The sequence below is a fragment of the Neorhizobium alkalisoli genome (genome assembly GCF_007829835.1).
Taxonomy (GTDB): domain Bacteria; phylum Pseudomonadota; class Alphaproteobacteria; order Rhizobiales; family Rhizobiaceae; genus Neorhizobium.
In genome coordinates this window covers 380,155-402,159 of record NZ_VIWP01000001.1, presented here as the reverse complement: position 1 = coordinate 402,159, position 22,005 = coordinate 380,155, and the positions used below count along the sequence as shown (strand labels likewise).

Below are 22,005 nucleotides of genomic sequence, written 5' to 3'. Positions count from 1 at the left end.
TTACGGCTTGGCCGCGTCGATGATTTCCTGCTCGGCCTCGGCAGCCTGCTTCAGCGAATCCTCGGGCTTCTGGCCTTCCAGGAGAACGCGGTTGACCATATCCATGGCAGTCTGGCGCTGGCCGGCCTCGTCCATGAACATCGTCGTATGGGCGTATTCCAGGCCCTTCAGGAACGGGCCGTAGATCGGGTCCTTCAGGTTGGTTTCGGTCATCGCCGCCGCACGGCGTGCCGGCAGTTCGCCGACCGTCTTCAGCCAGATGTCCATGGCCTCGGGCGAGGAGATATAGGCGAGGAATTTCTTCGACGCTTCGAGCTCTGCACCGGTCGCCTTGGCGCTGATGCCGTTGGCAAAGTAGCTGGCATAGTTGGAGCGCACGCCTTCGGCATTGGCCGGAAGCTCGGTCACGCCCCATTCGAAATCCTTGATCGACTTGAAGGCGCCGAGACGGAAGGTGCCGTCGATCGTCATGCCGGCCTTGCCGCCGCGGAAGGCAGCCTGACCTTCATCCATGAAGCCCGCCTGGCCGATCTTCTTTTCGAGCTGCAGGCTGGTGTAGAATTTCAGCGCTTTCAGGCCGGCATCGCTGTTGTAGGCAACCTTCTTGTCGCCATCGGTATAAGGCATGCCGCCGAACTGGCGGACCAGCACTTCGCGCCACCACTGGTGATCCTGGCCGGCCATGTCCAGCGTCGAGCCGGCAACGGTCAGGTTGCCGGAACCGTCGTGCTTGGCGATCTTCTGGGCGGCGGCGACAAAATCGTCGAGCGTCTTCGGCGGCGAGTTCGGATCAAGCCCGGCTTCGGTGAAGAGTTTCTTGTTGTAGAACAATGCCAGCGAACGCACGGCGGTCGGCAGGCCGTAATAATCGTCGCCGCGCTTCATGGCGGTAACGATCGGGAAGAATTCGCTTTCGATCTTGTCATGCGGGAAGGCATCGGTCGGCAGCGGCTGCAGGAGCTTGCCGGCGACGAACTTGTCGAGCCAGCCGTAGAAGAGCTGCATCACGTCGGGACCATTACCGGCCATGTTCGCGGCGATCACGCGCGTCTGGTAATCGGCGTAAGGGAAGGTCACCTGCTTGACGGTGATATCCGGATTGGCCTTCTGGAAATTGGTGATCAGCTCGTCCATCGCCTTGACGCGTGTATCGAACACGTACTGCCAATATTCGATCTCGACCGCCTGGGCGGCGTTGATTGCGAGCGTGCTGAAACCGGCAACGAGGCCGGCAAACAAAGTTGCCTTGCGCATGCGAACCCTCCGTTATCCCCCGCCGGACGATCCGGTCTTTGGGGCGTGATTTGTTCCCCGCTGCCGCCACAGTGATGTGACCGGCAGCGTCATTCCCCGGAGGTGTCGCAGTGAAACCTCCCTCTGGAGCGCCAAGGCCCCCAGCTCCTCCCTAGGCTTCTCTGCGGCGGGCGTTTTGTCAATAAGATAATTTACTTGAATTATTGTATTGCCGGTTGGCGGTTTCCGGCGTTATGAATTTCCAACACGGAAAGACAGGCTGCATGACGATACACACGACCGGCCCGCATACGGTTGCGATCGGCAACAACCCGGAGAGAAGCCGCGACCATAACCGGCGCGTGGTCCTCGATGTCGTGCGCCGTAACGGTTCTCTCGGTCGTGCGCATATCGCCAAACTCACCCATTTGACGGCGCAGGCCGTCGCCAACATCGTCGATGATCTGGTTGACGAAGGGCTGCTGATGGAGATGGGCCGGCTGCGCTCCGGTCGCGGCCAGCCGCCCATCCAGTTTGCCGTCAACCCCGATGGCGGCATGACGATCGGCGTCGAAATCGCCGCCGACCATACGGTGACGGTCGCGCTCGATCTTTCCGGCCGCCTGCGCGCCAAACGCGTTACCCAGCTTGCCGATACGACGCCGGCGCATGTGCTTTCAACCTTCGCCGCGGATCTTGCCGCGGTCGAGAAGAGCGCCGGCCTGCGGCTGCTCGGTACCGGCGTGGTGATGCCGGGACCGTTCGAAATCGAAGGCATGACCTCGGTCGGCCCGACCACGCTTCCGGGCTGGGCCGGGCTCGATGCCGCCCAGGCGCTGAGTGAAGCCTGTGGTCACACGGTGGTGGTCGAGAACGACGCGACGGCGGCGGCGGTTGGCGAACGCCTGTTCGGCGCCGGTCTCGCGATCGCGAATTTCTGCATGATCTATTTCGGCGTCGGTATCGGTCTCGGCATTATTCAGGATGGCGCTCCCTATCGCGGCGCTTTCGGCAATGCCGGCGAGATCGGCCATGTCACCGTCGTGCCAAAGGGGCGCGCCTGCCCCTCCTGCGGCCAGCTCGGCTGTCTTGAAGGTTATGCCTCACTTTACGTGCTTCGGGAAAAGCTTGCCTGCACCGGCATAACCGATGTGGAAGTCGCAGATCTCGAAAAACTGCACTCCGAAAAACATCCCGTCGTCGAGGAATGGATCGACGATGCGGCCACCTGCCTCGGCCCGATGGTGGCGATACTCGAAAACATTCTCGATCCGCAGACGGTCATCCTCGGCGGCGCGCTGCCGGATGTGATCATCGACGATATCGTTGCCCGGATGGGGCAATTGCCGACATCGGTCGCAAGCCGCAGGCTGCGCGATCTGCCGCGTGTGATGCGTGGCAAGACGGGCCAGCTGACCGCAGCACTCGGCGCCGCCTCCCTGCCGCTTTTCGACATGGTGACGCCAAAACTTGAAACGTCGCTGGCCGGACTTGCCAATACGCCCACCTGATTTTTGACGGAGCCGCATGCATGCTGAATGCCCGTGAACGCATCGAAAGGCAGATGGCCGATCCATCCCTCGTTCGCCTGCATCGCAAGCTCAGCCGGCTGAAATCCACCGTCACGATGATGAATACCGGCGCGCATCCGGATGACGAGCATAACGGTATGCTCGCATGGCTGCGTCTCGGACTTGGCATGCGGGTGGTGATCGCCTGCTCGACCCGCGGCGAGGGCGGCCAGAATGCACTTGGACCGGAGCGACTGGGCGCGCTCGGGGTGATCCGCTCGCGGGAACTGGAAGAAGCTGCCCGTGTGCTCGACGCGGATGTCCACTGGCTCGGCCACGGCCCGGTTGATCCGGTCCATGATTTCGGTTTTTCCAAGAACGGCGATGCCACCTTCGGGCATTGGGGAGAAGACCGCATCGTCGAGCGACTGGTGCGGGCCTATCGTATGGAGCGGCCGGATATCGTCGTGCCGACCTTTTTGGACGTGCCGGGCCAGCATGGCCATCACCGCGCCATGACGCGGGCTGCCGAAACCGCGATCGCGCTTGCCGCCGATCCGAAGGCGCACCCGGAACATCTGGACATGGGGCTAAAACCCTGTCGTGTCGCGAAATTCTACCTGCCGGCCTGGTCGGGTGGTGGCGATACCTATGACGACGAAGTGCCGCCGCCCGATGCGACTGTTGTCGTCGAGGCGGAAGGTCGCGATCCTGCGACGGGCGCCGAATATGGCCGTATCGGCGAGTGGTCGCGTTATTACCATGCATCGCAAGGCATGGGGCGCTGGCCGAAACAGGCGAAGAAAAGCTGGCCACTGCATCTCAAGCTTTCATCGAAACGCATGTCGCCCGAGCAATCCGTGCTGGATGGCCTGCCGGCCTCGCTGGCTGCGCTTGCCCGCACGCCGGGCATCGCGGCCAAGTTCGCCGAAGCGCTCAGCGCTGCCGACCGGGCGATCGACGTGGCGGTCTGGTCGTTTCCTGATACGAAAAAGGTGGGGCTTGCGCTGCTGGAGGCTGCCGGCTGGCTGGAGATTGCCGAGGCCAGTGCGAATGACAGTTTTCTGCGCGCTCATGGCCATCGCCTCGCGCGAAAACGCCGGGAGGTGGACGCGGCGATCCTTGACGCAATGGGCATTTTCGAACGCGCTTATGCCGATCCGGCCACGATCGTTCCGGGCGGTGCGGCAGGTCTCGTCGTGGAACTGGGCGAAGGTGCGGTAAGCCGCAAAGTTGACGTTGTCCCCGTCATGCCGCCGGGCATCTCGGCCAAGCTGGATTCGACCACTCCAACAGACGAGCGGGCCTTTTCTCTGGCTGCGGCCGCCGATGCGCCGATCTCCGATGTTTTTACACCGTCATGGTCCGCGATGGGCGGTAATGGCGTTGCGCATGTAAAAGTCGCAGCGCAGATCGGCGAGCGGCTTGTGACTGGCATCTTTGACTTGGAAGAACCTTTCTCCGTCGCTCCACCCCATTCCGTCAGCCTCTCGCCGGATGCTCTGATCATTCCGCTCGGCGTTACGCAGACGGAATGGCCGATAAGCCTTGATGTCTCAGGCGAAAAGGCTCCGGTCTCCTTCGCAGTGCCTCAGGGCTGGACAATGAAGGCGGGCGATACAGGCTGGGTGGCGTCTCTCCATGGCGCGCCAAAACCGGGCCTTGTCGAGATCGAGCCAAAAATTGGCGGGCGGCCGGCCATCCGCACAACGCCGATCGCCTATCCGCATATTGGCCGCTCGGTCTTTCGCACACCCGCAACTTTGAAAATCCTGTCTCTGGACCTGAAATTGCCGGAGGGTGCGCGCGTCGGTTATGTCGGCGGTGGAGCCGACAGGGTCGGCCTATGGCTTACCCGCATGGGGCTCGATGTCACCGAGCTCGATGCGCAGGCCCTGGCCGGAGATCTGTCGCGGTTCACCACCATTGTCGTCGGCATTTTCACCTTCGGCCTTCGCGAGGATCTGGCTGCAGCCCGGGCGCGCCTGCATCGCTTCGTCGAGGAGGGCGGGCATCTCGTGACGCTCTATCATCGCCCGAGCGATGGCTGGGATCCGGCCGCCACGCCGCCGCGCCGTATCGAGATCGGCTCGCCTTCCGTGCGCTGGCGGGTGACCGATCCGGCTGCCGAGGTCACGGTGCTTGAATCGGACCACGTGCTGTTGAAGGGTCCGAACCAGATCGGGATAGAAGACTGGCAGGGCTGGGAGAAGGAGCGCGGCCTTTATTTCCCGTCGCGATGGGACGATGCCTATACGCCGCTTCTCTCCATGCATGACGTTGATGAACAGCCCCTGCGAGGCGCTCTGCTTTCAGGCACTATCGGCAAGGGCCGGCACAGCCATGTCAGCCTTGTCCTGCATCATCAGATGGATCGTCTGGTGCCGGGCGCCTTCCGTCTGATGGCCAATCTCGTTCAGCCCGCGTAATCCGCGGGCAGAGAATTCAGGAGAATTCGGCCAGTGCCTTGTGCTGGGAAACGGCCTGCCGCAGGGTCTCGACCGTGTCATTGCCTTCGCGAAACAGGTTGATCATTACGGCAGCTGCAATCCCGACATCCGGATTGTTCTTTTCCATGCCGTGTTTCGTACGCCATTCTTCCAGCACCGTATCGAGAACTTCAAAATCGGCTGGACCGAATGTGGTTTCCAGAAATGCACGCATAGTCTCGGATTATCTCCCGCATTACCGCGCGCAATGTGGTGAGCTTGGCCACTCTTTCAAGAGGCATAATTTGCCATCCCCAAGATAGGTCTGGCCGGTATTTTGGCGCTCCTGGCCTCTTCTGCCTGCCCTGCCGGGCTTTCGGCGCAGTCCGATTGTCCAAAAGTGCTGGCTGATCACGGGCGTGATAACAAGATCGTCAGAGCTGCATTAGGCATGGTTTGTCGCAATGCGGATCAATCATGCCGCCGTCGTTTTTAGGCCGGCCCGCTCCATGGCCTCGCGCAAGGCCGAGATGAAGACACGAACCTTGGGAAGGACAAGCCGCGCCGTGGGATAGACCGCCCAGATATTGATCTTCTCCGGATTCCCGTCCGGAAAGTCGATCTGCACGAGGCGGCCGTCGGCGAGCTCGTCGCGGACGTTCCAGGTCGAAAGCAGGGCAAGCCCGCCGCCGGCGATGCAGGCGGCATGGCAGCCTTCGATCGTGCTGGAGGTGAAACGTGAATTGACCCGCACATGGCGTTCCGCGCCATCCTGTTCGAAGGTCCAGTGGGTGGCGGCACCAAGAGTGAGGCAATCGTGCTGTGCCAGGTCGGCAAGCGATGCGGGCGTTCCGCGCCGCGCGAGATAATCCGGGCTGGCGATGACCACCCGCGGATTGTCGGCGAGTTTCTGGGCGATCAGGCTGCTGTCCTTGAGGCGCGCGATGCGGATCGCGAGATCAGTGCCGGTCGAAACAAGGTCGGGAAGTGTATCGGTGAGATCGAGTGCTATTCTGAGCTGCGGATTGGCTTCGAGCAGCGAGGGAACGAGGGGCGCAATGAATTTCGTGCCGAAGGCAATCGTCGCGGAAACCCTCAAAAGTCCGGCCGCGCCGAGACTATCCGATCGCAGCCGTGCCATCGCCTCCGCCTGGTTCTCCACCAGAACCTCTGCAAAGGGCAGAAAGGTCTCGCCCTCGGGCGTCAGGGACAGCGAGCGGGTGGTGCGGTGAAGCAGGCGGGTACCGAGCGAGGCTTCCAGCGAGGCGAGCCTGCGGCTTGCGATCATCGGCGACAGGCCGAGACGGCGGGCGGCGGCGGCCAGGCTGCCGGCGCTGACTGCAGCGGTAAAGACCATTACGTCATCGATGTCCATTATATCGATTTCCGTTATTCAGGCAGAACATACAAGCTCACTAATCAGGATATCGATAAAAAGCTAGATCAGTGACACACATTCACCGATCAAGAAGGACGAAGATCATGGATACGCGTTCAGATAAGTCCGCCACATCAGGCGGCCTGAGCCGGCCGGCTTTGTTTGCCATGGCAGCTGCCAGTGGCATTGCCGTCGCCAACATTTATTACAATCAGCCGATGCTCGGCATCATCGAAGCGGAATTCCAGCATCAGCCGATCACCGGCTTCGTGCCGACCGCAACCCAGCTCGGTTATGCGATCGGCCTGCTTTTCCTGCTGCCGCTTGGCGATATCCTGCAGCGGCGCCGGTTGATCATCCTGCAATTCCTTGTTCTGGCGGCCGCGCTGGTTTTGGCTGCGATCGCTCCGACTGCGTGGTCGCTGATTGCTGCCTCGCTCGCCGTCGGCGCCAGCTCCACCGTTGCCCAGCAGATCGTGCCTTTCGCGGCAACCCTTGCGACGCCTGAAAAACGCGGCTCGACGATCGGCACCGTGATGGCCGGCGTGCTTTCCGGCATCCTCTTCAGCCGCACGCTTTCGGGTTTTGTCGGCGAACATGCCGGCTGGCGCGAAATGTTCTGGCTTGGCGTGCCGCTGGCGCTCGCTGCCGCCGGCCTGATGTATCTGACCCTGCCGGACCATCGCCCGAATTCGCTGATGCCCTATGGCAAGGCGTTGCACTCGCTCGCCCATCTCTGGAAGCGTGAACGGGCCCTGCGCTCGGCAGCGATGATGCAGGCTGCCTTGTTCGGATCCTTCACCGCCTTCTGGACGATCCTCGCGCTTTATCTGCAGACGCCGCGCTTCAATCTCGGGGCCGATGTCGCAGGTCTGTTCGGGATCGTCGGCGCTGTTGGTGTCTTCGCCGCCCCACTTGCCGGCCGCATGGCCGACCGCAATGGTCCGCATTTCGTCGTCTTGCTTGGTGCGATCCTTGCCGTCGTTTCCTGGGCGATCTTCGGCCTGTGGGCTTCGCTGATTGCGCTGGTCGTCGGTGTCATCGTGCTCGATTTCGGCATCCAGAGTGCGCTCGTCTCCAACCAGCATATTGTCTATGCACTCGACCATGAGGCGAGAAGCCGGTTGAATACGATCTTCATGACTGCCATGTTCCTCGGCGGCGCGGCTGGCGCGGCGCTGGCAACGGCAGCCTGGTCCTATGGTGCATGGCCGGCTGTCAGCATACTTGGTGCGGCACTCGCCATGATCGGGCTTGTCGTGCGCCTTGTCGGCGATCGCTCAAGCCATGCCGCAACGCCTTCGTTGAAGGGCGATGCAAGATAAAACATATCCGCCGCCGGCAGGCGATTGTCCCGGCGGCGTCAGATTTTTTGATGGAAAAGCCTTCTGTCCAAGACCGGCCCTGTCCTGGATGTCATGAATACAGCCGATGAACGTATGATCCGGAATTCTGGAGACAGGCATGACCCGTTGCAGCCACCAATCGACCATCAAATCCGTCAAGCCGCGCACGCTTGGATGTGAGGAATGCCTTGAGATCGGCCAGGCATGGGTGCATCTGCGCCTGTGCCGCGAATGCGGCCATGTCGGCTGCTGCGACCAGTCGCCCGGCCGCCATGCGACCGGGCATTTTCGTGCGACGGGGCATCCGATCATCGAAGGTTACGATCCGCCGGAGGGCTGGGGCTGGTGTTATGTCGATGAGATCATGGTTGATCTTCCCGACCAGACGCCGCAGCGCGGGCCGATCCCGCGTTACGTCTGATGCCGGTTGCAGAGGAGGATTTTCAGCATGCCCACGACCGGCTCACGCCACCATCAGATGTTTCCGGCTCTCAGTCCCGCCCAGATAGAGACGGCCAAACATTTCGCCAATGGAAAACCGCATCATTTCGAGCCGGGCGAGACCCTGTATAAGATCGGTGATCCCGGCGCGCCTGCCTGGCTTGTGCTGGAAGGCTCGCTGGAAATGTCGCGCAATGACGGGCTCGATCGCGAGGCGCAGATCATCACCCACCATCGCGGTCATTTTTCCGGCGAGGTCAGCCAGCTTTCCGGCCGTCCGACGCTGGCCGGCGCCCGTGCCGGAGCGGATGGCTGCACCGCCGTCGCCTTCGATGCGCATCATCTGCGGGCGCTGATCATCGGTTCGGCAGATATTGGCGAAGTGGTCATGCGCGCCTTCATCCTGCGGCGCGTGGCCCTGATCGATGCGGGTGGCTCCGGTTCCGTGCTGATCGGCACGCCCGGCAGCGCGGCTCTTGTGCGTTTGGAAGGCTTTCTCGCCCGCAACGGCAATCCCTTCACGACGCTCGATGCCGCCTCCGACAAGGAAGGCAAGGCGCTGGTCGAGCGGCTTGGCGTCAAGCCGACGGAACTGCCCTTGATGATCTGCCCGGTCGGGACGGTCCTGAAGAACCCGACGAATATCGAGGCCGGTATCTGCCTCGGCATGACGCCGGTGCTCGATCCTGAAAAGATCTATGACGTCGCAATCGTCGGCGCCGGCCCGGCAGGCCTTGCAGCTGCGACCTATGCGGCGTCGGAAGGCCTGGATGTCATCGTTCTGGACGAACGGGCCATCGGCGGCCAGGCCGGCGCTTCCGCCCGTATCGAGAATTACCTCGGTTTCCCGACCGGTATTTCCGGACAGGCACTGGCGGGCAGGGCCTTCAATCAGGCGCTCAAGTTCGGTGCCGAAATAGCCATCCCTCTTGAAGCGCTGGACGTTCAGCCGGCGAATGGCGGCACGCGCCCAAACCATATCCTGAAGCTCTCAGCAGACCGGACAGTCAAGGCTCGTACGCTGGTCATTGCCTCAGGCGCCCGTTATCGCCGGCCGCGGATCGCCGATATCGATGCTTTCGAAGGGGCCGGTATTTCCTACTGGGCCTCCCCCATCGAGGCCCGTCTTTGCCAGGGCGAGGAGATCGCCCTGATCGGCGGCGGCAATTCCGCAGGGCAGGCGGTTGCCTATCTGGCGCCGCAGGTCAAACGCCTGCGGCTGATCGTTCGCCGCGATCTCGAGGCGACCATGTCGCAATATCTGATCGAGCGGATTGCATCGCTTCCGAATGTCGAGCTCTGCACCGGCTGCGAAATCGTTGCGATCGAGGCGGATGAACAGAAGCGGCTTTCAGGCGTGACGGTGGAAAACCTGTCGAGCGGCACGCGCGATACATTTGCGCTCCGGCACCTTTTCCTGTTCATCGGCGCCGATCCGAACACAGGTTGGATCAATCCTTATGTCGCGACCGACAGCAAGGGTTTCATCGTCACCGGCCGGCCTTTTGGTCAAGGGGCGGTCTACGTCTCGCGGGATGCCTTGCCGCTCGAAACCAGCACGCCGAACATTTTTGCGATTGGTGATGTTCGCGCCGGTTCGACCAAACGTGTCGCGGCGGCAGTCGGCGAGGGTGCGGCCGTAGTCGCGCAGATCCATGCCGCTCTTGCGGCGCAGGGCCGGGAAACGAATTTCGCCGAGCCTGCCGCGGCCGTCAGGGCATCCTGACGGCTTTTCTTCCCGATCTTTCTTCAAACGAAAACACCCGCCATCGGCGGGTGTTTCCTTGAGGTCATAACCCCAATCCTTGGGAGGATTATCGCGAGGATTATTCTGCGGCCTGCAGCGTCTGGCTCGGCAGCGGTGCATTGCCGGCAAGCGCGTTGTCGAGTGCGGCCTTGTCCAGTTCGTTTTCCCAACGGGCAACGACGATGGTGGCGACCGCATTGCCGACGAAATTGGTCAGCGCGCGGCATTCCGACATGAAGCGGTCGATGCCGAGGATCAGCGCCATGCCGGCGATCGGGATCGACGGGACAACGGAGAGCGTTGCGGCGAGCGTGATGAAGCCGGCGCCGGTGATGCCGGCGGCACCCTTGGAGCTCAGCATCGCAACGAGCAGCAGCAGGATCTGGTCACCAAAGGACAGCGGCGTGTCGGTTGCCTGGGCGATGAACAGAGCAGCCAACGTCATGTAGATGTTGGTGCCGTCCAGATTGAACGAGTAACCGGTCGGAATGACGAGACCGACGACCGAGCGCTTGCAGCCCGCACGTTCCATCTTCTGCATCAGGCCGGGCAGGGCGGCTTCCGAAGAAGACGTACCGAGCACGAGAAGCAGTTCTTCCTTGATGTAGCGGATCAGAGCCAGGATCGAGAAGCCGTTATAACGGGCGACCGCGCCGAGGATGACCAGCACGAAGACCAGCGAGGTCAGGTAAAAGGTGCCGATTAGGAAGGCGAGGTTGGCAATCGAGCCGATGCCGTACTTGCCGATGGTGAAGGCCATCGCACCGAAAGCGCCGATCGGGGCAGCCTTCATCAGGATGGCGACCAGACGGAAGATCGGGGCGGTGAGCGCATTGAGGAAGTCGAGAACCGGCTTGCCCTTGTCGCCGACCATGCCGAGCGCGATGCCGAACAGGACCGAGAAGAACAGGACCTGCAGAATATCGCCCTGCGCAAACGCGCCGACGATCGTCTCAGGAATGATGTTCATCAGGAAGCCGATGACGGTCGAGTCATGCGCCTTGGTGGCATAGGTCGCGACCGACTTGGCGTCGAGCGAGGCTGCTGCGATATGCATGCCGGCGCCCGGCTGCAGCACGTTGGCGATCAGCATGCCGACGGCGAGTGCCAGCGTCGAGAAGACGAGGAAGTAGATCATCGCCTTGCCTGCGACGCGGCCGACCTTCTTCAGGTCGGACATGCCGGCAATGCCGGTGGCGACCGTCAGGAAGATCACCGGTGCGATGATCATCTTGACGAGCTTGATGAAGGCATCGCCCAGCGGCTTCAGCGCTTCGCCGGTCTGCGGATAGAAGTGGCCGAGCAGGATGCCGGCGACGATCGCGACGACGACCTGGAAATAAAGGTGCCGATAGAATGGCAGTGCTACACGCGGCTGCGCGTCAGGTATCATATTCATATTGTCCTCCAATCAGGCTCCGACCAGGGATCTGGCTCTTCCCGGAGCTGTCTGTTGTGACAGTTTCATTGCAATCAGCGTGCCAAATCGATTTAGATGCGGAAATTCGCTGTATAATCAGTGTTTTCTTATCTGTCCGATGCAATTGCTCATAAGTGGAGTGTGCGGATTATCGCATTTGTCTATTGAGTTTTGTGCGGATTTACGCTCAGACTGGACCATGGCTCAGATCGTATCCGTCGAGGACAACAGAGTAAGCGGCGCCCGCAACCGGCGCAGTTGGATCGTTTTCGCGCTCGTCGTCGCGGCGATCTCTGCGATCACCTTCTATGTGGTTGGCATCTATGGCCGCAATGCGGCGCTGTCTGCTCTGCAGGCGCAGGGGCAGACGGAAGCCAATCTCAAGGTCGCGCTGCTGCAGGCCGTGCTTGAGCGACCACGGGCCATTCCTTTCCTTCTGGCGCGGGACCGCGATCTGGAAGACACGTTGCGAAATCCGGAACCGGCCCGCAAAGAGGCGCTCAGCGGTAAACTGGAGGATCTGGTCGCCGGCACCAATGCCTCGGTCATCTATGTCGTCGGCATGGACGGGATTGCGATTTCCGCCAGCAACTGGCGTGAGGCGACGAGCTTCGTTGGCAATGATTACGCCTTCCGGCGTTATTTTTCCGGTGCCCTGAAGAGCGGCATGGCCGAACATTTTGCGCTGGGCACGGTCAGCAAGCGGCCCGGCCTCTATATCTCCCATGTAGTCGGCCCGGTTTCGGCGCCGCTCGGCGTCGTTGTCGTCAAGATGGAATTCGACCAGCTTGAGAATGACTGGCGCGACACGCAGCGGCCGGCCTTTGTGGTCGATGAAAATCATGTCGTCCTCATCACCAGCATCCCCTCCTGGCGATTCATGACGACGGAAGAGCTTCAGCCGCAATATCTCTCGGCGATCCGTGAAAGCCTGCAGTTCGGGGATGCGTCCCTGATGCCCCTGCCGTTCTCGCGGGCCTCCGGCTATGCGCAGGATGCGTCGGTGCTGCATGTGAACATGCCGGGCGGCGCTGCAGCGGATTACCTGCGCATCAGCGTGCCCGTTGCCTCCACCAACTGGGTGTTTCAATATCTTCAGCCGGTCGAAAAACCGGTGGCGGATGCCGTGCGGGAAGCGCGGCTGATCGCGGCCCTGATCCTGTTCGTGATTGCCGCTCTTGCGGCCCTCTGGATGCGCCGCCGTCAGGTGGCCTTCATGACGATTTTTCGCGAGCAGATGGCGCGGGAGGAGCTCGAACATCGCGTTCTCGACCGTACACGGGATTTAAGCCAGGCCCGCGACCGGCTGGAAGCCGAAATCGCCAGCCACCACGCCACGGAAAGCCGTCTTCAGGCGGTGCAACAGGATCTCGTCCATGCCAACCGTCTCGCCATTCTCGGTCAGGTGGCAGCCGGCGTTGCCCACGAAATCAACCAGCCCGTCGCGACGATCCGCGCCTATGCGGACAATTCCAAGGTCTTTCTGGAGCGGCGACAAACCAAGCCGGTGGTCGAAAATCTTGGCCTCATCGCCAATCTGACGGAGCGGATCGGCGCGATCACCGAAGATCTTAAGGCGCTGGCGCGGCGCGGGCGGACGGCGCCGGAGCCGGTGCTGATACGCGATGTGATCGATGGTGCACGGGTTCTGCTGCGCAGCCGTTTTACCGGGCGGCTCGAAAGCCTGTCGGTCGAGACATTCGATCCCGATACACGTGTGATGGGAAGCCGACTGAGACTGGAACAGGTCTTTATCAACCTTTTTCAGAACGCGCTCGAGGCCTTGGCGAGCCGGGATGACGGCCATGTCGGGATCTCCGTGGAGACGAAGGATGAGACCGTGATCGTCACCGTCGCCGATAACGGCCCGGGCATCAGCCCCGACATTCTCGATTCTCTCTTCGAGCCGTTCAACTCGTCGAAGGAGAAGGGGCTCGGCCTTGGGCTGGTGATCTCCAAGGAGATCCTGGCCGACTACGACGGTCACATCGAGGTCGAAACGGGACCGACGGGAACGCAATTCCGGGTGCATTTAAAGAAGGTGGAAGAATAGACATGGGCGTACCCGTCTTTCTCATCGACGACGATCAGGATCTTTTGCGCGCGACGACGCAGACGCTGGCGCTTGCGGATTTCGACGTCACGACCTTCACCAGCGCGACAGCCGCTCTTACCGAACTTTCCGAGGATTTCGGCGGCGTGGTCGTGTCCGATATCCGCATGCCCGGCCTCGACGGCCTGCAGATGTTCCAGCGTATCAAGCAGATGGACGGCGAATTGCCGGTGATCCTGATGACCGGCCACGGTGATATTCCGATGGCCGTCAAGGCGATCAAGGATGGCGTCTATGACTTTATCACAAAGCCTTTCCCGACCGATCTTCTCGTCCAGTGCGTCCACCGCGCCGCCGAAAAACGCCGGCTGGTGATCGATAACCGGCAGCTCAGGCAGGCCTCGCGCGACGCGGAACAGGGCCTGCCATTGCTCGGCCAGACGGCCGTGATGGAGCGGCTGCGGCATACGTTGCGGCAGATTGCCGATACGGATGTGGACGTCCTGATCACCGGCGAAACCGGCACCGGCAAGGAAGTCGTCGCCAGCCTTCTGCATGACTGGAGCCGTCGTTCGAAACGCAACTTTGTGGCGCTGAATTGCGGCGCCCTGCCGGAACAGGTGATCGAAAGCGAGCTTTTCGGCCACGAACCCGGCGCCTTTACCGGCGCCCAAAAGAAGCGCATCGGCCGCATCGAACATGCAAGCGGCGGCACGCTTTTCCTTGATGAGATCGAAAGCATGCCGCTTTCGACACAGGTCCAGATGCTGCGTGTGCTGGAAATGCGCGAGGTGACGCCGCTCGGCACGAACGAGGTTCGCCCCGTCGATCTGCGTGTCGTGGCGGCCTCCAAGGTGGATCTCGGCAGCACGGAGCAGCGCCGGACGTTTCGCGAGGATCTTTATTACCGTCTCAACGTCGTGACCCTTGCCATTCCGCCTCTGCGTGAACGGCGGGACGACGTACCGTTGCTCTTCAACTACTTTGCCGAACGCGCCGCCCGCCGTTTTAGCCGCGAGGCGCCCGAGATCACTCCGGCCATTGCGAAATACATGCGTGAGCATGACTGGCCCGGTAATGTCCGCGAGCTTTCGCATTTTGCCGAACGCTCTGTTCTGGGGCTGGCGCCTGTCGGATCAGGCGGCAATCAGACCACGGCTACAAGCGAGGCCGGTTCTCTGCCGGACAGGCTCGGCCGCATCGAGGCCGAAATCATCCGCGAGACGCTGAGTTCCTTCGACGGCGATGTGCAGCAGACGATCACGGCGCTCGGTATTCCGCGCAAGACCTTTTACGACAAGCTGCAGCGCCACGGCATCGTCAGAAGCGAGTTTTCTGCAAAGGAACGGGATATCAAATGATGTCGCGTTACGAAGCCGGTTCCAGTGTGCCAGCCGGCTGCGGCGTGCTGATCCGGCGATAACGAAACACATCCTTGTCGGAGGCCATGGCCTCGTCGATCAGCGCCGCCATCTGCGCATGCAGCGGAGATTTGATGCAGGCGGGGTCGGTCGCCGCGGCGCTTCCCGCAATCGCCATCGCCTGACAACGGCAGCCGCCCCAGTCGATCTCCTTGCGTTCGCAGCTGCGGCAGGGTTCGGCCATCCAGTCCGTACCGCGAAAAGCGTTGAAGGCGGGCGAATCGAGCCAGATTTCCGTGAGGCTTTTGTCGCCAAAGCGCTCGAATGTGAGGTTCGGTATCGTACCCGCGGCATGGCAGGGCAGGACCGTGCCGTCCGGCGCCACCATGAAGGCATCGCGTGCCCAGCCGCCCATGCAGGGTTTGGGATAGATGGCGAAGTAATCCGGCGTGACGAAATCGACGGCGAGAATGCCGTGCAGATCCTTCTGCGCCTGACGGACGATCTCCACCTCGCGCTCCACCGCCTCGCGGTCCGGCATCAGTGAATTGCGGTTGAGAAGCGCCCAGCCGGCATATTGCACATTGGCGATTTCCAGCCGTTCAGCGTCAAGCTCCAACGCGAGTTCGATGAAGTCGGGCACTTCTTGCATGTTATGCCGATGGATCGGTGCATTGATGGTGAGCGGCAGACCCGCCGCCCGCACCCGCCGCGCCGTTTCGATCTTTTTCTCGTGGGCGCCGCGGTTATTGCCGATCTTTTCCGTGGTCGGCGCAAAGGCGCCCTGAAAGCTCAACTGCACATGGTCCAGCCCGGCAGCCGCCATGGCCTCGATCCGGCCTTCGGCGATACCGACGCCAGCAGTGATCAGGTTGGTATAAACGCCGCGCCGCGAAAGGGTGGCGATCAGCTTTTCGAGATCCGGCCGCAACGTCGGCTCGCCACCGGAAAGATGGATCTGCAGCACGCCAAGATCCGCCGCTTCTTCGAACAGCGCGATCCAGGCGTCTGTCGACATTTCCCGGTTGGCCTTCAACAGCTCGACCGGATTGGAGCAATAGACACATTGCAGCGGACATCGATGGGTCAGCTCGGCCAGCATGCCGATCGGCGGAAGAATTGCTTCGCTCATAATGCCACCAGAAATCGATCGGCCCATTCCTGCAGAAAGGTTTCCACATCGGCGCCGATATCCTCTTCCGGCGCGTCATATTGTTCGGCGAGCAGGCGAATGATCGCGGCTACCGGCCGCGTGCCGTCACAAAGCTTCAATATGTCGAGGCTCACCTCATCGGGCCAGAAAACCTTTTCCGGTGAGAGTAGTGCCCATGCGCCGCGGACCGGATCGAATTGCAACCGGGCATGGGATTTCAGAACCGGCATGGAGGCCGGCAATACGATGATGCGGGCGCGTTGCGGCCTCATGCGCTTCGCCCCACGATGCTGGCGCCAGGCAACAGTTCTCCATCCGCCAGCATCCGTCTGGTCGCAACATAAAAGACGACAACATGAGTGATCTGGCCGGACCCTGTACCGGCCGCCATCCGCATCCCATCCAGATGCATCGACACCTCCTCTTGTCGAGCAACTGCAAGACCCTTCGCGGGCCTTGGAACCGCCCCATCCGGTCGATGCCGGACAGGACGGCAGGACTAGTTATTTCTTAGAAGGCAGCTGGGCAGGAAAGTAGCGTGACATTTCCATTCCAACGGCGACGGTGCACATCGCCGGCTTCTTCCAGGTCTTTTTCATCGTTTCCTCCTTCCACAAATATGGCCTCCTCGGCCGGGCATCATCATACTCCAAAATAGGCGAGAGCCAAGGAAAGACTACCATCGCGCGAAAATCTCGCCAATTGCGGGATTTTTGTTTGAAATCCGAGTTGTATCCGCTAGTCTGCAATCGGCACCGAATGAAATTGTACGGATCCGGCTTTCGCTGGACTGTCCGTGCGACGTCCATTGGAGGGCGGGTTTCCGGTGCGTTATTTTGTATTTTCATTTCTTTTCGTTTGTGTCGCAGCTCTTGATCTTGTCGGTGCGGCAGCGGCGGAGACTGCCGCCAAGGGCCAGCCGGTCCAGACCGTCAAGCTCGGTTATCTGAGAGCCTATGAACCACAGCTGGCGCTGTCGGTTTTGGACGTCGCACCGCGCGACGAGGGCATTGCCGGCGCGAAAGTCGCGATTTCCGATAACAATACGACCGGCGCCTTTCTCGGCCAGGCCTTTACGCTCGACCTCACGGAGGTGAAGCCGGATGCCGATATTCTGCGCGCCTTTGACGAGATGGCGGCCAAGGGTGTCTCTTATATCCTGGCTGATCTCTCGGCCGCGCAGCTTCTGGCACTGGCGGATGCGGCACGCGCCAAAAACATCCTGATCTTTAATGTCGGCGCCACCGATGACCGGCTGCGCGAAGAGGATTGCCGCGCCAATGTCTTTCATGTGGCTCCAACGCGCAGCATGCTGGCGGATGGGCTGGCGCAATATCTGATCTGGAAGCAATGGCGGCGCTGGGCTCTCGTCTTCGGGTCGCATGAAAACGACCGGCTGTTTGCCGATGCGCTGCGCCGGGCGGCGACGCGATTTGGCGGCGAAATCGTTGCCCAGAAGGAGTTTGCCGATACCGGCACGGCAAGACGCACCGATAGCGGCGTCGTGCAGATCCAGCGGCAGATGCCGGTCTTTACGCAAGGCCTTCCCGATCACGACGTGCTTCTGGTCGCCGACGAAAGCGAGGTTTTCGGCACGTATGTGCCGTTCAGAACCTGGCAGCCGAGGCCAGTCGCCGGCTCCGCGGGCCTTATTCCTTCAGCCTGGCATCCGGCCAGCGAACAATGGGGCGGAACGCAGATCCAGAACCGTTTCGCCAAGGCTTCCGGGCGCCGCATGCTGTCCAAGGACATGTCCGCCTGGACGGCGGTGCGCATCCTGGGCGAGGCGGCAACCCGCACGAAAAGTGCCGATCCGGACAAGATCGCCGGCTTCATCCGCTCGGATGATTTTTCCATCGCGGCCTTCAAGGGCCAGAAGCTGACCTTTCGCAATTGGAACTGGCAATTGCGGCAGCCGATCTTTCTCGGTGACGGCCGCTCGGTCGTCTCGACCTCGCCGCAGGAGGGTTTTTTGCATCAGTTTTCGGAACTCGACACGCTCGGCGTTGACCGGCCCGAGACGAAATGTGTGCTGCGGTGAGCCGATGCGAAAAATGGATGAAAAGGGGAGAGACATGCAGGCAAGAGTGATTTTCGCCGGTCTTGTGTTTGGTTTCGCGATGACGGCCGCCGGCTCCGCCGGGGCCTTTACGGCTTTTGTCTCCAACGAAAAGGACAATACGGTCAGTATCGTCGACACCGAGACCGGCAAAGTGCTGGAAACCATGCCGGTCGGGCAGCGGCCGCGCGGCATCACCATCTCGCATGATGGAAAATTCGTCTATCTCTGCGCCAGCGACGACGACACGATCGAGGTGATCGACACCGCGACGCGCAAGATCGTCGGCACGCTTCCTTCCGGTCCTGATCCGGAGCTTTTTGTCCTCTCGCCGGATGGCAAGACGCTTTATGTCGCCAATGAGGACGACAATCTGGTGACCGTGATCGACATCGAAAGCGGCGATGTGCTGGCAGAAGTGCCGGTCGGCGTCGAGCCGGAAGGCATGGGCATCAGCCCTGACGGCAAGACCATGGTCAATACGTCCGAAACGACGAACATGGCGCATTTCATCGATACTGAAAGCCATGAGATCACCGACAATGTGCTGGTCGATGCGCGGCCGCGATTTGCCGAGTTCAAGCCGGACGGATCGGAAGTCTGGGTCAGCGCTGAAATCGGCGGCACGGTTTCCGTGATCGACAATGCCAGCCGCTCGGTGAAGCAGAAAATCTCGTTCGCGATCCCCGGCCTGCGCTCGGAAGCCATCCAGCCGGTCGGTATCCGCATCACGGCGGATGGCAAGAAGGCCTATGTGGCGCTCGGTCCGGCCAACCGCGTCGCCGTGGTCGATACCGCGACCTACAAGGTAGAAAAATACGTTCTGGTCGGCCAGCGGGTCTGGCAGCTCGCCTTCACGCCGGATCAGAAGACGATCATCAGCACCAACGGTGTTTCCAACGACATCACCTTCATCGACGTCGCCTCCGACGAGGCGGTGCAGTCAGTGACGGTTGGGGCTCTGCCCTGGGGCGTGGTCGTGTCGCCCAAATGAATTGATCCAGAGATTTTCAGGCATCGATAGAGGAGGAGAAAAGATGCAGAAATACCGGATTTTCGCGCTTGCAGCGCTTGCCACCATCCTATTGCCGCTAGCTGTCGGCTTTGCGCAGGAGAAGAAGGACGATGATGACGACGACAAGCCGGCCGCAAAGGTGACGACCGCGACCGAAAAGGTGACGCGGGCGAGCAAGGACGTGCCGGAACTCATCCTCGGCTCGGCAAAGGACACATTTGCGGTCAACCGCAAGGATTTTGAACTCGTTTCCGGCCAGGGATATCGCTGGAATATCACCTCTGCGGCGGGCCTCGAATACAAGTTCGTCACCGATCTTTTTCGCAATGTCTGGATGAACCAGATCGTCATCCACGATCTCGAGGTTCACATGAACGGCGCCCCGGCGTGGCTGGAATTCGACAGCGAAGGGACGATCCAGGTGCAGTTCACCGCGGTGCGGCCCGGCAGCTACACTTGGTCCGTGCCGGACCTAGCCGACAAGGGCATGAAGGGGACGATCACCATCAAATAGCAGTGGGCGTGGCTGGCGACCGGGGAGGCGCTGGTCGTGGAGGAGTTTCGACATGGTGCAGATTGAATGGGAGCCGCCGGCCCTGGATGTTTCCGGGGTCAGTCATTCCTATGGTCAGAAGAAGGCGCTCGACGGCGTCTCCTTTACCATCGCCCCCGGCCGTTTCACGGTTCTTCTTGGCCTGAACGGCGCGGGAAAAACGACGCTGTTTTCGCTCGTCAGCCATCTCTACGATACCCGAGAGGGTTCGATCCGCATTTTCGGCAACGATATCCGGCATGCCTCGGGCGAGGCGCTGCGGCGGCTCGGTATCGTTTTCCAGGCCCGCACGCTGGATCTTGATCTGAGTGTCGGCCAGAACCTCGCCTATCACGCCGCCTTGCACGGCATCGGCCGAGGGGAGGCGATGGCGCGTATCCGCACGCTGCTCGGCCAGATCGATATGGCAGACCGCCTGCATGACAAGGCCCGCAGCCTTTCCGGCGGGCAGATGCGGCGGGTGGAAATCGTCCGCGCCTTGTTGCACGAACCCTCGCTGCTTCTGCTGGACGAGGCGACCGTCGGCCTCGACATCCGCTCCCGCGCCGACATTCTGGCAACGATCCGGGCGCTGGTAGAGGCAAACGGTATCGGCGTTCTCTGGGCGACCCATCTCATCGATGAGGTGGACGACAAGGACGAGGTGGTGATCCTAGACAAAGGCAGGGTTCTCGCAGCCGGCCCGGTCGCTGCGATCGTTCGCCAGACGGGAAGCGCCGATATAAGACAGGCATTTGCTAGCCTGAGCGGCCTTGCTCCAATCCCATCAGGTGGCGGCACGCCGGTCTTGCCGGCCGTGGGGGCAAGGCGATGAGCGTGCCATCGACCATTCCACTGAATGCCAGCGGTGATGCCATGCGCCGCGGTTTCGGCCCGGGCCAATATCTGTCCTGTCTGGCCGGCATCATGGCTCGTGAAGGCTTGCGTTTTCTCAATCAGCGAGAACGGTTCATCTCGTCGCTGGTGCGGCCGCTGCTCTGGCTGTTTGTGTTCGCAGCCGGTTTTCGGCAGGTGCTCGGGGTGTCGATCATCCCGCCCTACAAGACCTATGTGCTTTACGAGGTTTATATCGCGCCCGGCCTGTGCGGCATGATCCTGCTGTTCAGCGGCATGCAGTCCTCGCTTTCCATGGTCTATGACCGGGAAATGGGCAATATGCGCATCCTGCTGGTCAGCCCGTTTCCGCGCTGGTTCCTGCTGGTTTCAAAGCTGCTGGCCGGCGTCACGGTTTCGATCGTGCAGGTCTATGCCTTTTTGGCGATCGCCTGGTTCTGGGGCGTGAAGCCACCGGTTATCGGTTATCTCCTCGTCCTGCCGGCGCTGTTCCTTTCCGGCATGATGTTGTGTTCGCTCGGTATGCTTCTATCCTCGATGATCAAGCAGCTCGAAAACTTTGCCGGGATCATGAATTTCGTGATCTTTCCGATGTATTTCGCCTCATCGGCGCTTTATCCGCTGTGGCGCGTGCAGGAATCCAGCCCGCCTCTGTTCCGGATCTGCCAGGCGAACCCGTTCACCTATGCGGTCGAACTGATCCGGTTTGCGCTTTACGGCCAGATCGACTGGCTGTCTCTTTCCGTAGTCGCCGGCTTTACCGTCCTTTTCCTCGGAAGCGCCATTCTGGCCTACGATCCTTCCAATGGTCTTCTCGCCCGGCGACAGGATGCGGGAGGAAATGCCTGATGGTCCGAGTCATCCCCGTCGCATTGGCTTTCGTTTTCTGCTCTGCGCTGCAGGCTCTTGCTGCCCAGGGCGACGACCCCGATTGGCCCTGCATCCAGCGCAAGGTGCCAGAATTGTCGATCGGCCAGATCTGGACCGGGCCGGACCTGCCGCCCGAGGCCTCCGACTGGTCGAAGGATGAGATCATTTCCGGCCTTGTCGACAATCTTGCGGCCCGTCGTCTGCCCTTGGCGCAAGCGCAGGAACGGATAAGAACCTATCGCGACGGGCTGCCCGAGGCGCAGAAAAACCTGCATGTCGCCATGCTGGTCCAGGGTCTGTTCGACAAGATGAATGGCGAGCGCAGCCATGTCATTTCAGGCATTGCCCGTTACGCCCATAGTCAGCGCGATATGGCGGCTCTTCTCAGGCGGGAAGCATCCGATGTCGATGCCTTGCGCAGCAAGCCGGAAGCCAATGCCAACGAGGTCGCCATCCGCACCGAACGGCTGACATTCCAGACGCGCATCTTTCAGGAGCGTGTTCAATCCCTCAGCTTCGTCTGCGAGGTGCCGACGCTGATCGAGCAGCGCCTGTATGCGCTGGTGAAGACGCTGGCCGAGGCGCCGCCTGCAAAGTGATGC

Annotated in this window: 19 protein-coding genes; 13 read left to right on the top strand and 6 right to left on the bottom strand. The window is 61.2% G+C overall.

The genetic code is table 11. The annotated features are described in order from the left end of the window. Positions 1-1,254, bottom strand: coding sequence for an extracellular solute-binding protein (locus FHW37_RS01865; protein ID WP_145631821.1), 1,254 nt, complete (start codon positions 1,252-1,254; stop codon positions 1-3). Positions 1,255-1,517: 263 nt separating this feature from the next. Here FHW37_RS01865 and FHW37_RS01860 point away from each other — a divergent pair, with 263 nt between their 5' ends. Continuing rightward, the gene (locus tag FHW37_RS01860) at positions 1,518-2,744 is read left to right on the top strand and encodes an ROK family protein (protein ID WP_145631818.1); all 1,227 of its coding nucleotides are present in this window, start codon (positions 1,518-1,520) and stop codon (positions 2,742-2,744) included. A 20-nt stretch (positions 2,745-2,764) separates the two neighbouring features. Next, positions 2,765-5,173, top strand: a complete 2,409-nt coding sequence (locus tag FHW37_RS01855; RefSeq protein WP_145631816.1) for a PIG-L family deacetylase — start codon at positions 2,765-2,767, stop codon at positions 5,171-5,173. Positions 5,174-5,189: 16 nt separating this feature from the next. On the opposite strand, the gene FHW37_RS01850 is transcribed toward FHW37_RS01855, so the two are convergent. Beyond that, positions 5,190-5,408: a hypothetical protein gene (locus tag FHW37_RS01850; protein ID WP_145631815.1), complete on the bottom strand. Its 219-nt coding sequence runs from the start codon at positions 5,406-5,408 to the stop codon at positions 5,190-5,192. A 240-nt stretch (positions 5,409-5,648) separates the two neighbouring features. Next, a complete protein-coding gene (locus tag FHW37_RS01845; RefSeq protein WP_145631813.1) occupies positions 5,649-6,548 on the bottom strand; it encodes a LysR family transcriptional regulator in 900 nt (299 codons plus the stop codon). A 107-nt stretch (positions 6,549-6,655) separates the two neighbouring features. On the opposite strand from FHW37_RS01845, the gene FHW37_RS01840 reads away from it, so the two are divergent. The 3 genes from FHW37_RS01840 to FHW37_RS01830 all read left to right on the top strand — a co-directional run bounded on the left by FHW37_RS01840 (position 6,656) and on the right by FHW37_RS01830 (position 10,064). After that, positions 6,656-7,876 carry an MFS transporter gene (locus tag FHW37_RS01840; RefSeq protein ID WP_145631811.1) on the top strand — a complete coding sequence of 407 codons (1,221 nt, stop codon included), beginning with the start codon at positions 6,656-6,658 and terminating at the stop codon, positions 7,874-7,876. Positions 7,877-8,015: 139 nt separating this feature from the next. Continuing rightward, a complete protein-coding gene (locus FHW37_RS01835; protein ID WP_145631809.1) occupies positions 8,016-8,318 on the top strand; it encodes a UBP-type zinc finger domain-containing protein in 303 nt (100 codons plus the stop codon). A 27-nt stretch (positions 8,319-8,345) separates the two neighbouring features. Next, positions 8,346-10,064 (top strand): FAD-dependent oxidoreductase, encoded by a 1,719-nt coding sequence (locus tag FHW37_RS01830; protein ID WP_145631807.1) that lies wholly within the window; start codon positions 8,346-8,348, stop codon positions 10,062-10,064. Between the two features lie 100 nt (positions 10,065-10,164). Here the strand turns inward: FHW37_RS01830 and FHW37_RS01825 are convergent, their stop codons facing one another. Continuing rightward, the gene (locus tag FHW37_RS01825) at positions 10,165-11,484 is read right to left on the bottom strand and encodes a dicarboxylate/amino acid:cation symporter (RefSeq protein ID WP_145631804.1); all 1,320 of its coding nucleotides are present in this window, start codon (positions 11,482-11,484) and stop codon (positions 10,165-10,167) included. Positions 11,485-11,704: 220 nt separating this feature from the next. Here FHW37_RS01825 and FHW37_RS01820 point away from each other — a divergent pair, with 220 nt between their 5' ends. Continuing rightward, complete coding sequence (locus FHW37_RS01820; RefSeq protein WP_145631802.1) at positions 11,705-13,558, top strand: sensor histidine kinase; 1,854 nt, start codon at positions 11,705-11,707, stop codon at positions 13,556-13,558. 2 nt (positions 13,559-13,560) lie between these two features. Continuing rightward, the gene (locus FHW37_RS01815; protein ID WP_145631800.1) at positions 13,561-14,919 is read left to right on the top strand and encodes a sigma-54-dependent transcriptional regulator; all 1,359 of its coding nucleotides are present in this window, start codon (positions 13,561-13,563) and stop codon (positions 14,917-14,919) included. Positions 14,920-14,926: 7 nt separating this feature from the next. Here FHW37_RS01815 and pqqE read toward each other — a convergent pair whose 3' ends face one another. Beyond that, on the bottom strand, positions 14,927-16,051 hold the full coding sequence (gene pqqE, locus FHW37_RS01810; RefSeq protein WP_145631797.1) for a pyrroloquinoline quinone biosynthesis protein PqqE: 1,125 nt from the start codon (positions 16,049-16,051) through the stop codon (positions 14,927-14,929). After that, positions 16,048-16,344, bottom strand: a complete 297-nt coding sequence (gene pqqD / locus FHW37_RS01805; RefSeq protein ID WP_145631795.1) for a pyrroloquinoline quinone biosynthesis peptide chaperone PqqD — start codon at positions 16,342-16,344, stop codon at positions 16,048-16,050. The genes pqqE and pqqD overlap by 4 nt, the downstream gene beginning before the upstream one ends. 554 nt (positions 16,345-16,898) lie before the next feature. On the opposite strand from pqqD, the gene FHW37_RS01800 reads away from it, so the two are divergent. Genes FHW37_RS01800 through FHW37_RS01775 form a run of 6 tightly spaced genes read left to right on the top strand, consistent with a single transcriptional unit; the run spans position 16,899 to position 22,002 of the window. Continuing rightward, positions 16,899-18,113 carry an ABC transporter substrate-binding protein gene (locus FHW37_RS01800; RefSeq protein WP_145631793.1) on the top strand — a complete coding sequence of 405 codons (1,215 nt, stop codon included), beginning with the start codon at positions 16,899-16,901 and terminating at the stop codon, positions 18,111-18,113. Positions 18,114-18,147: 34 nt separating this feature from the next. Continuing rightward, entirely contained in the window at positions 18,148-19,125 is a 978-nt protein-coding gene (locus FHW37_RS01795) for a YVTN family beta-propeller repeat protein (RefSeq protein WP_186458107.1), read from the top strand. A gap of 43 nt (positions 19,126-19,168) precedes the next feature. Beyond that, complete coding sequence (locus FHW37_RS01790) at positions 19,169-19,660, top strand: hypothetical protein (protein ID WP_145631790.1); 492 nt, start codon at positions 19,169-19,171, stop codon at positions 19,658-19,660. 52 nt (positions 19,661-19,712) lie between these two features. Beyond that, positions 19,713-20,513: an ABC transporter ATP-binding protein gene (locus tag FHW37_RS01785; protein ID WP_145631788.1), complete on the top strand. Its 801-nt coding sequence runs from the start codon at positions 19,713-19,715 to the stop codon at positions 20,511-20,513. Continuing rightward, positions 20,510-21,382: an ABC transporter permease gene (locus FHW37_RS01780; RefSeq protein WP_145631786.1), complete on the top strand. Its 873-nt coding sequence runs from the start codon at positions 20,510-20,512 to the stop codon at positions 21,380-21,382. The genes FHW37_RS01785 and FHW37_RS01780 overlap by 4 nt, the downstream gene beginning before the upstream one ends. Then, complete coding sequence (locus FHW37_RS01775) at positions 21,382-22,002, top strand: hypothetical protein (RefSeq protein ID WP_145631784.1); 621 nt, start codon at positions 21,382-21,384, stop codon at positions 22,000-22,002. Before FHW37_RS01780 ends, FHW37_RS01775 begins: the two co-directional genes overlap by 1 nt. Positions 22,003-22,005 lie beyond the last annotated feature (3 nt).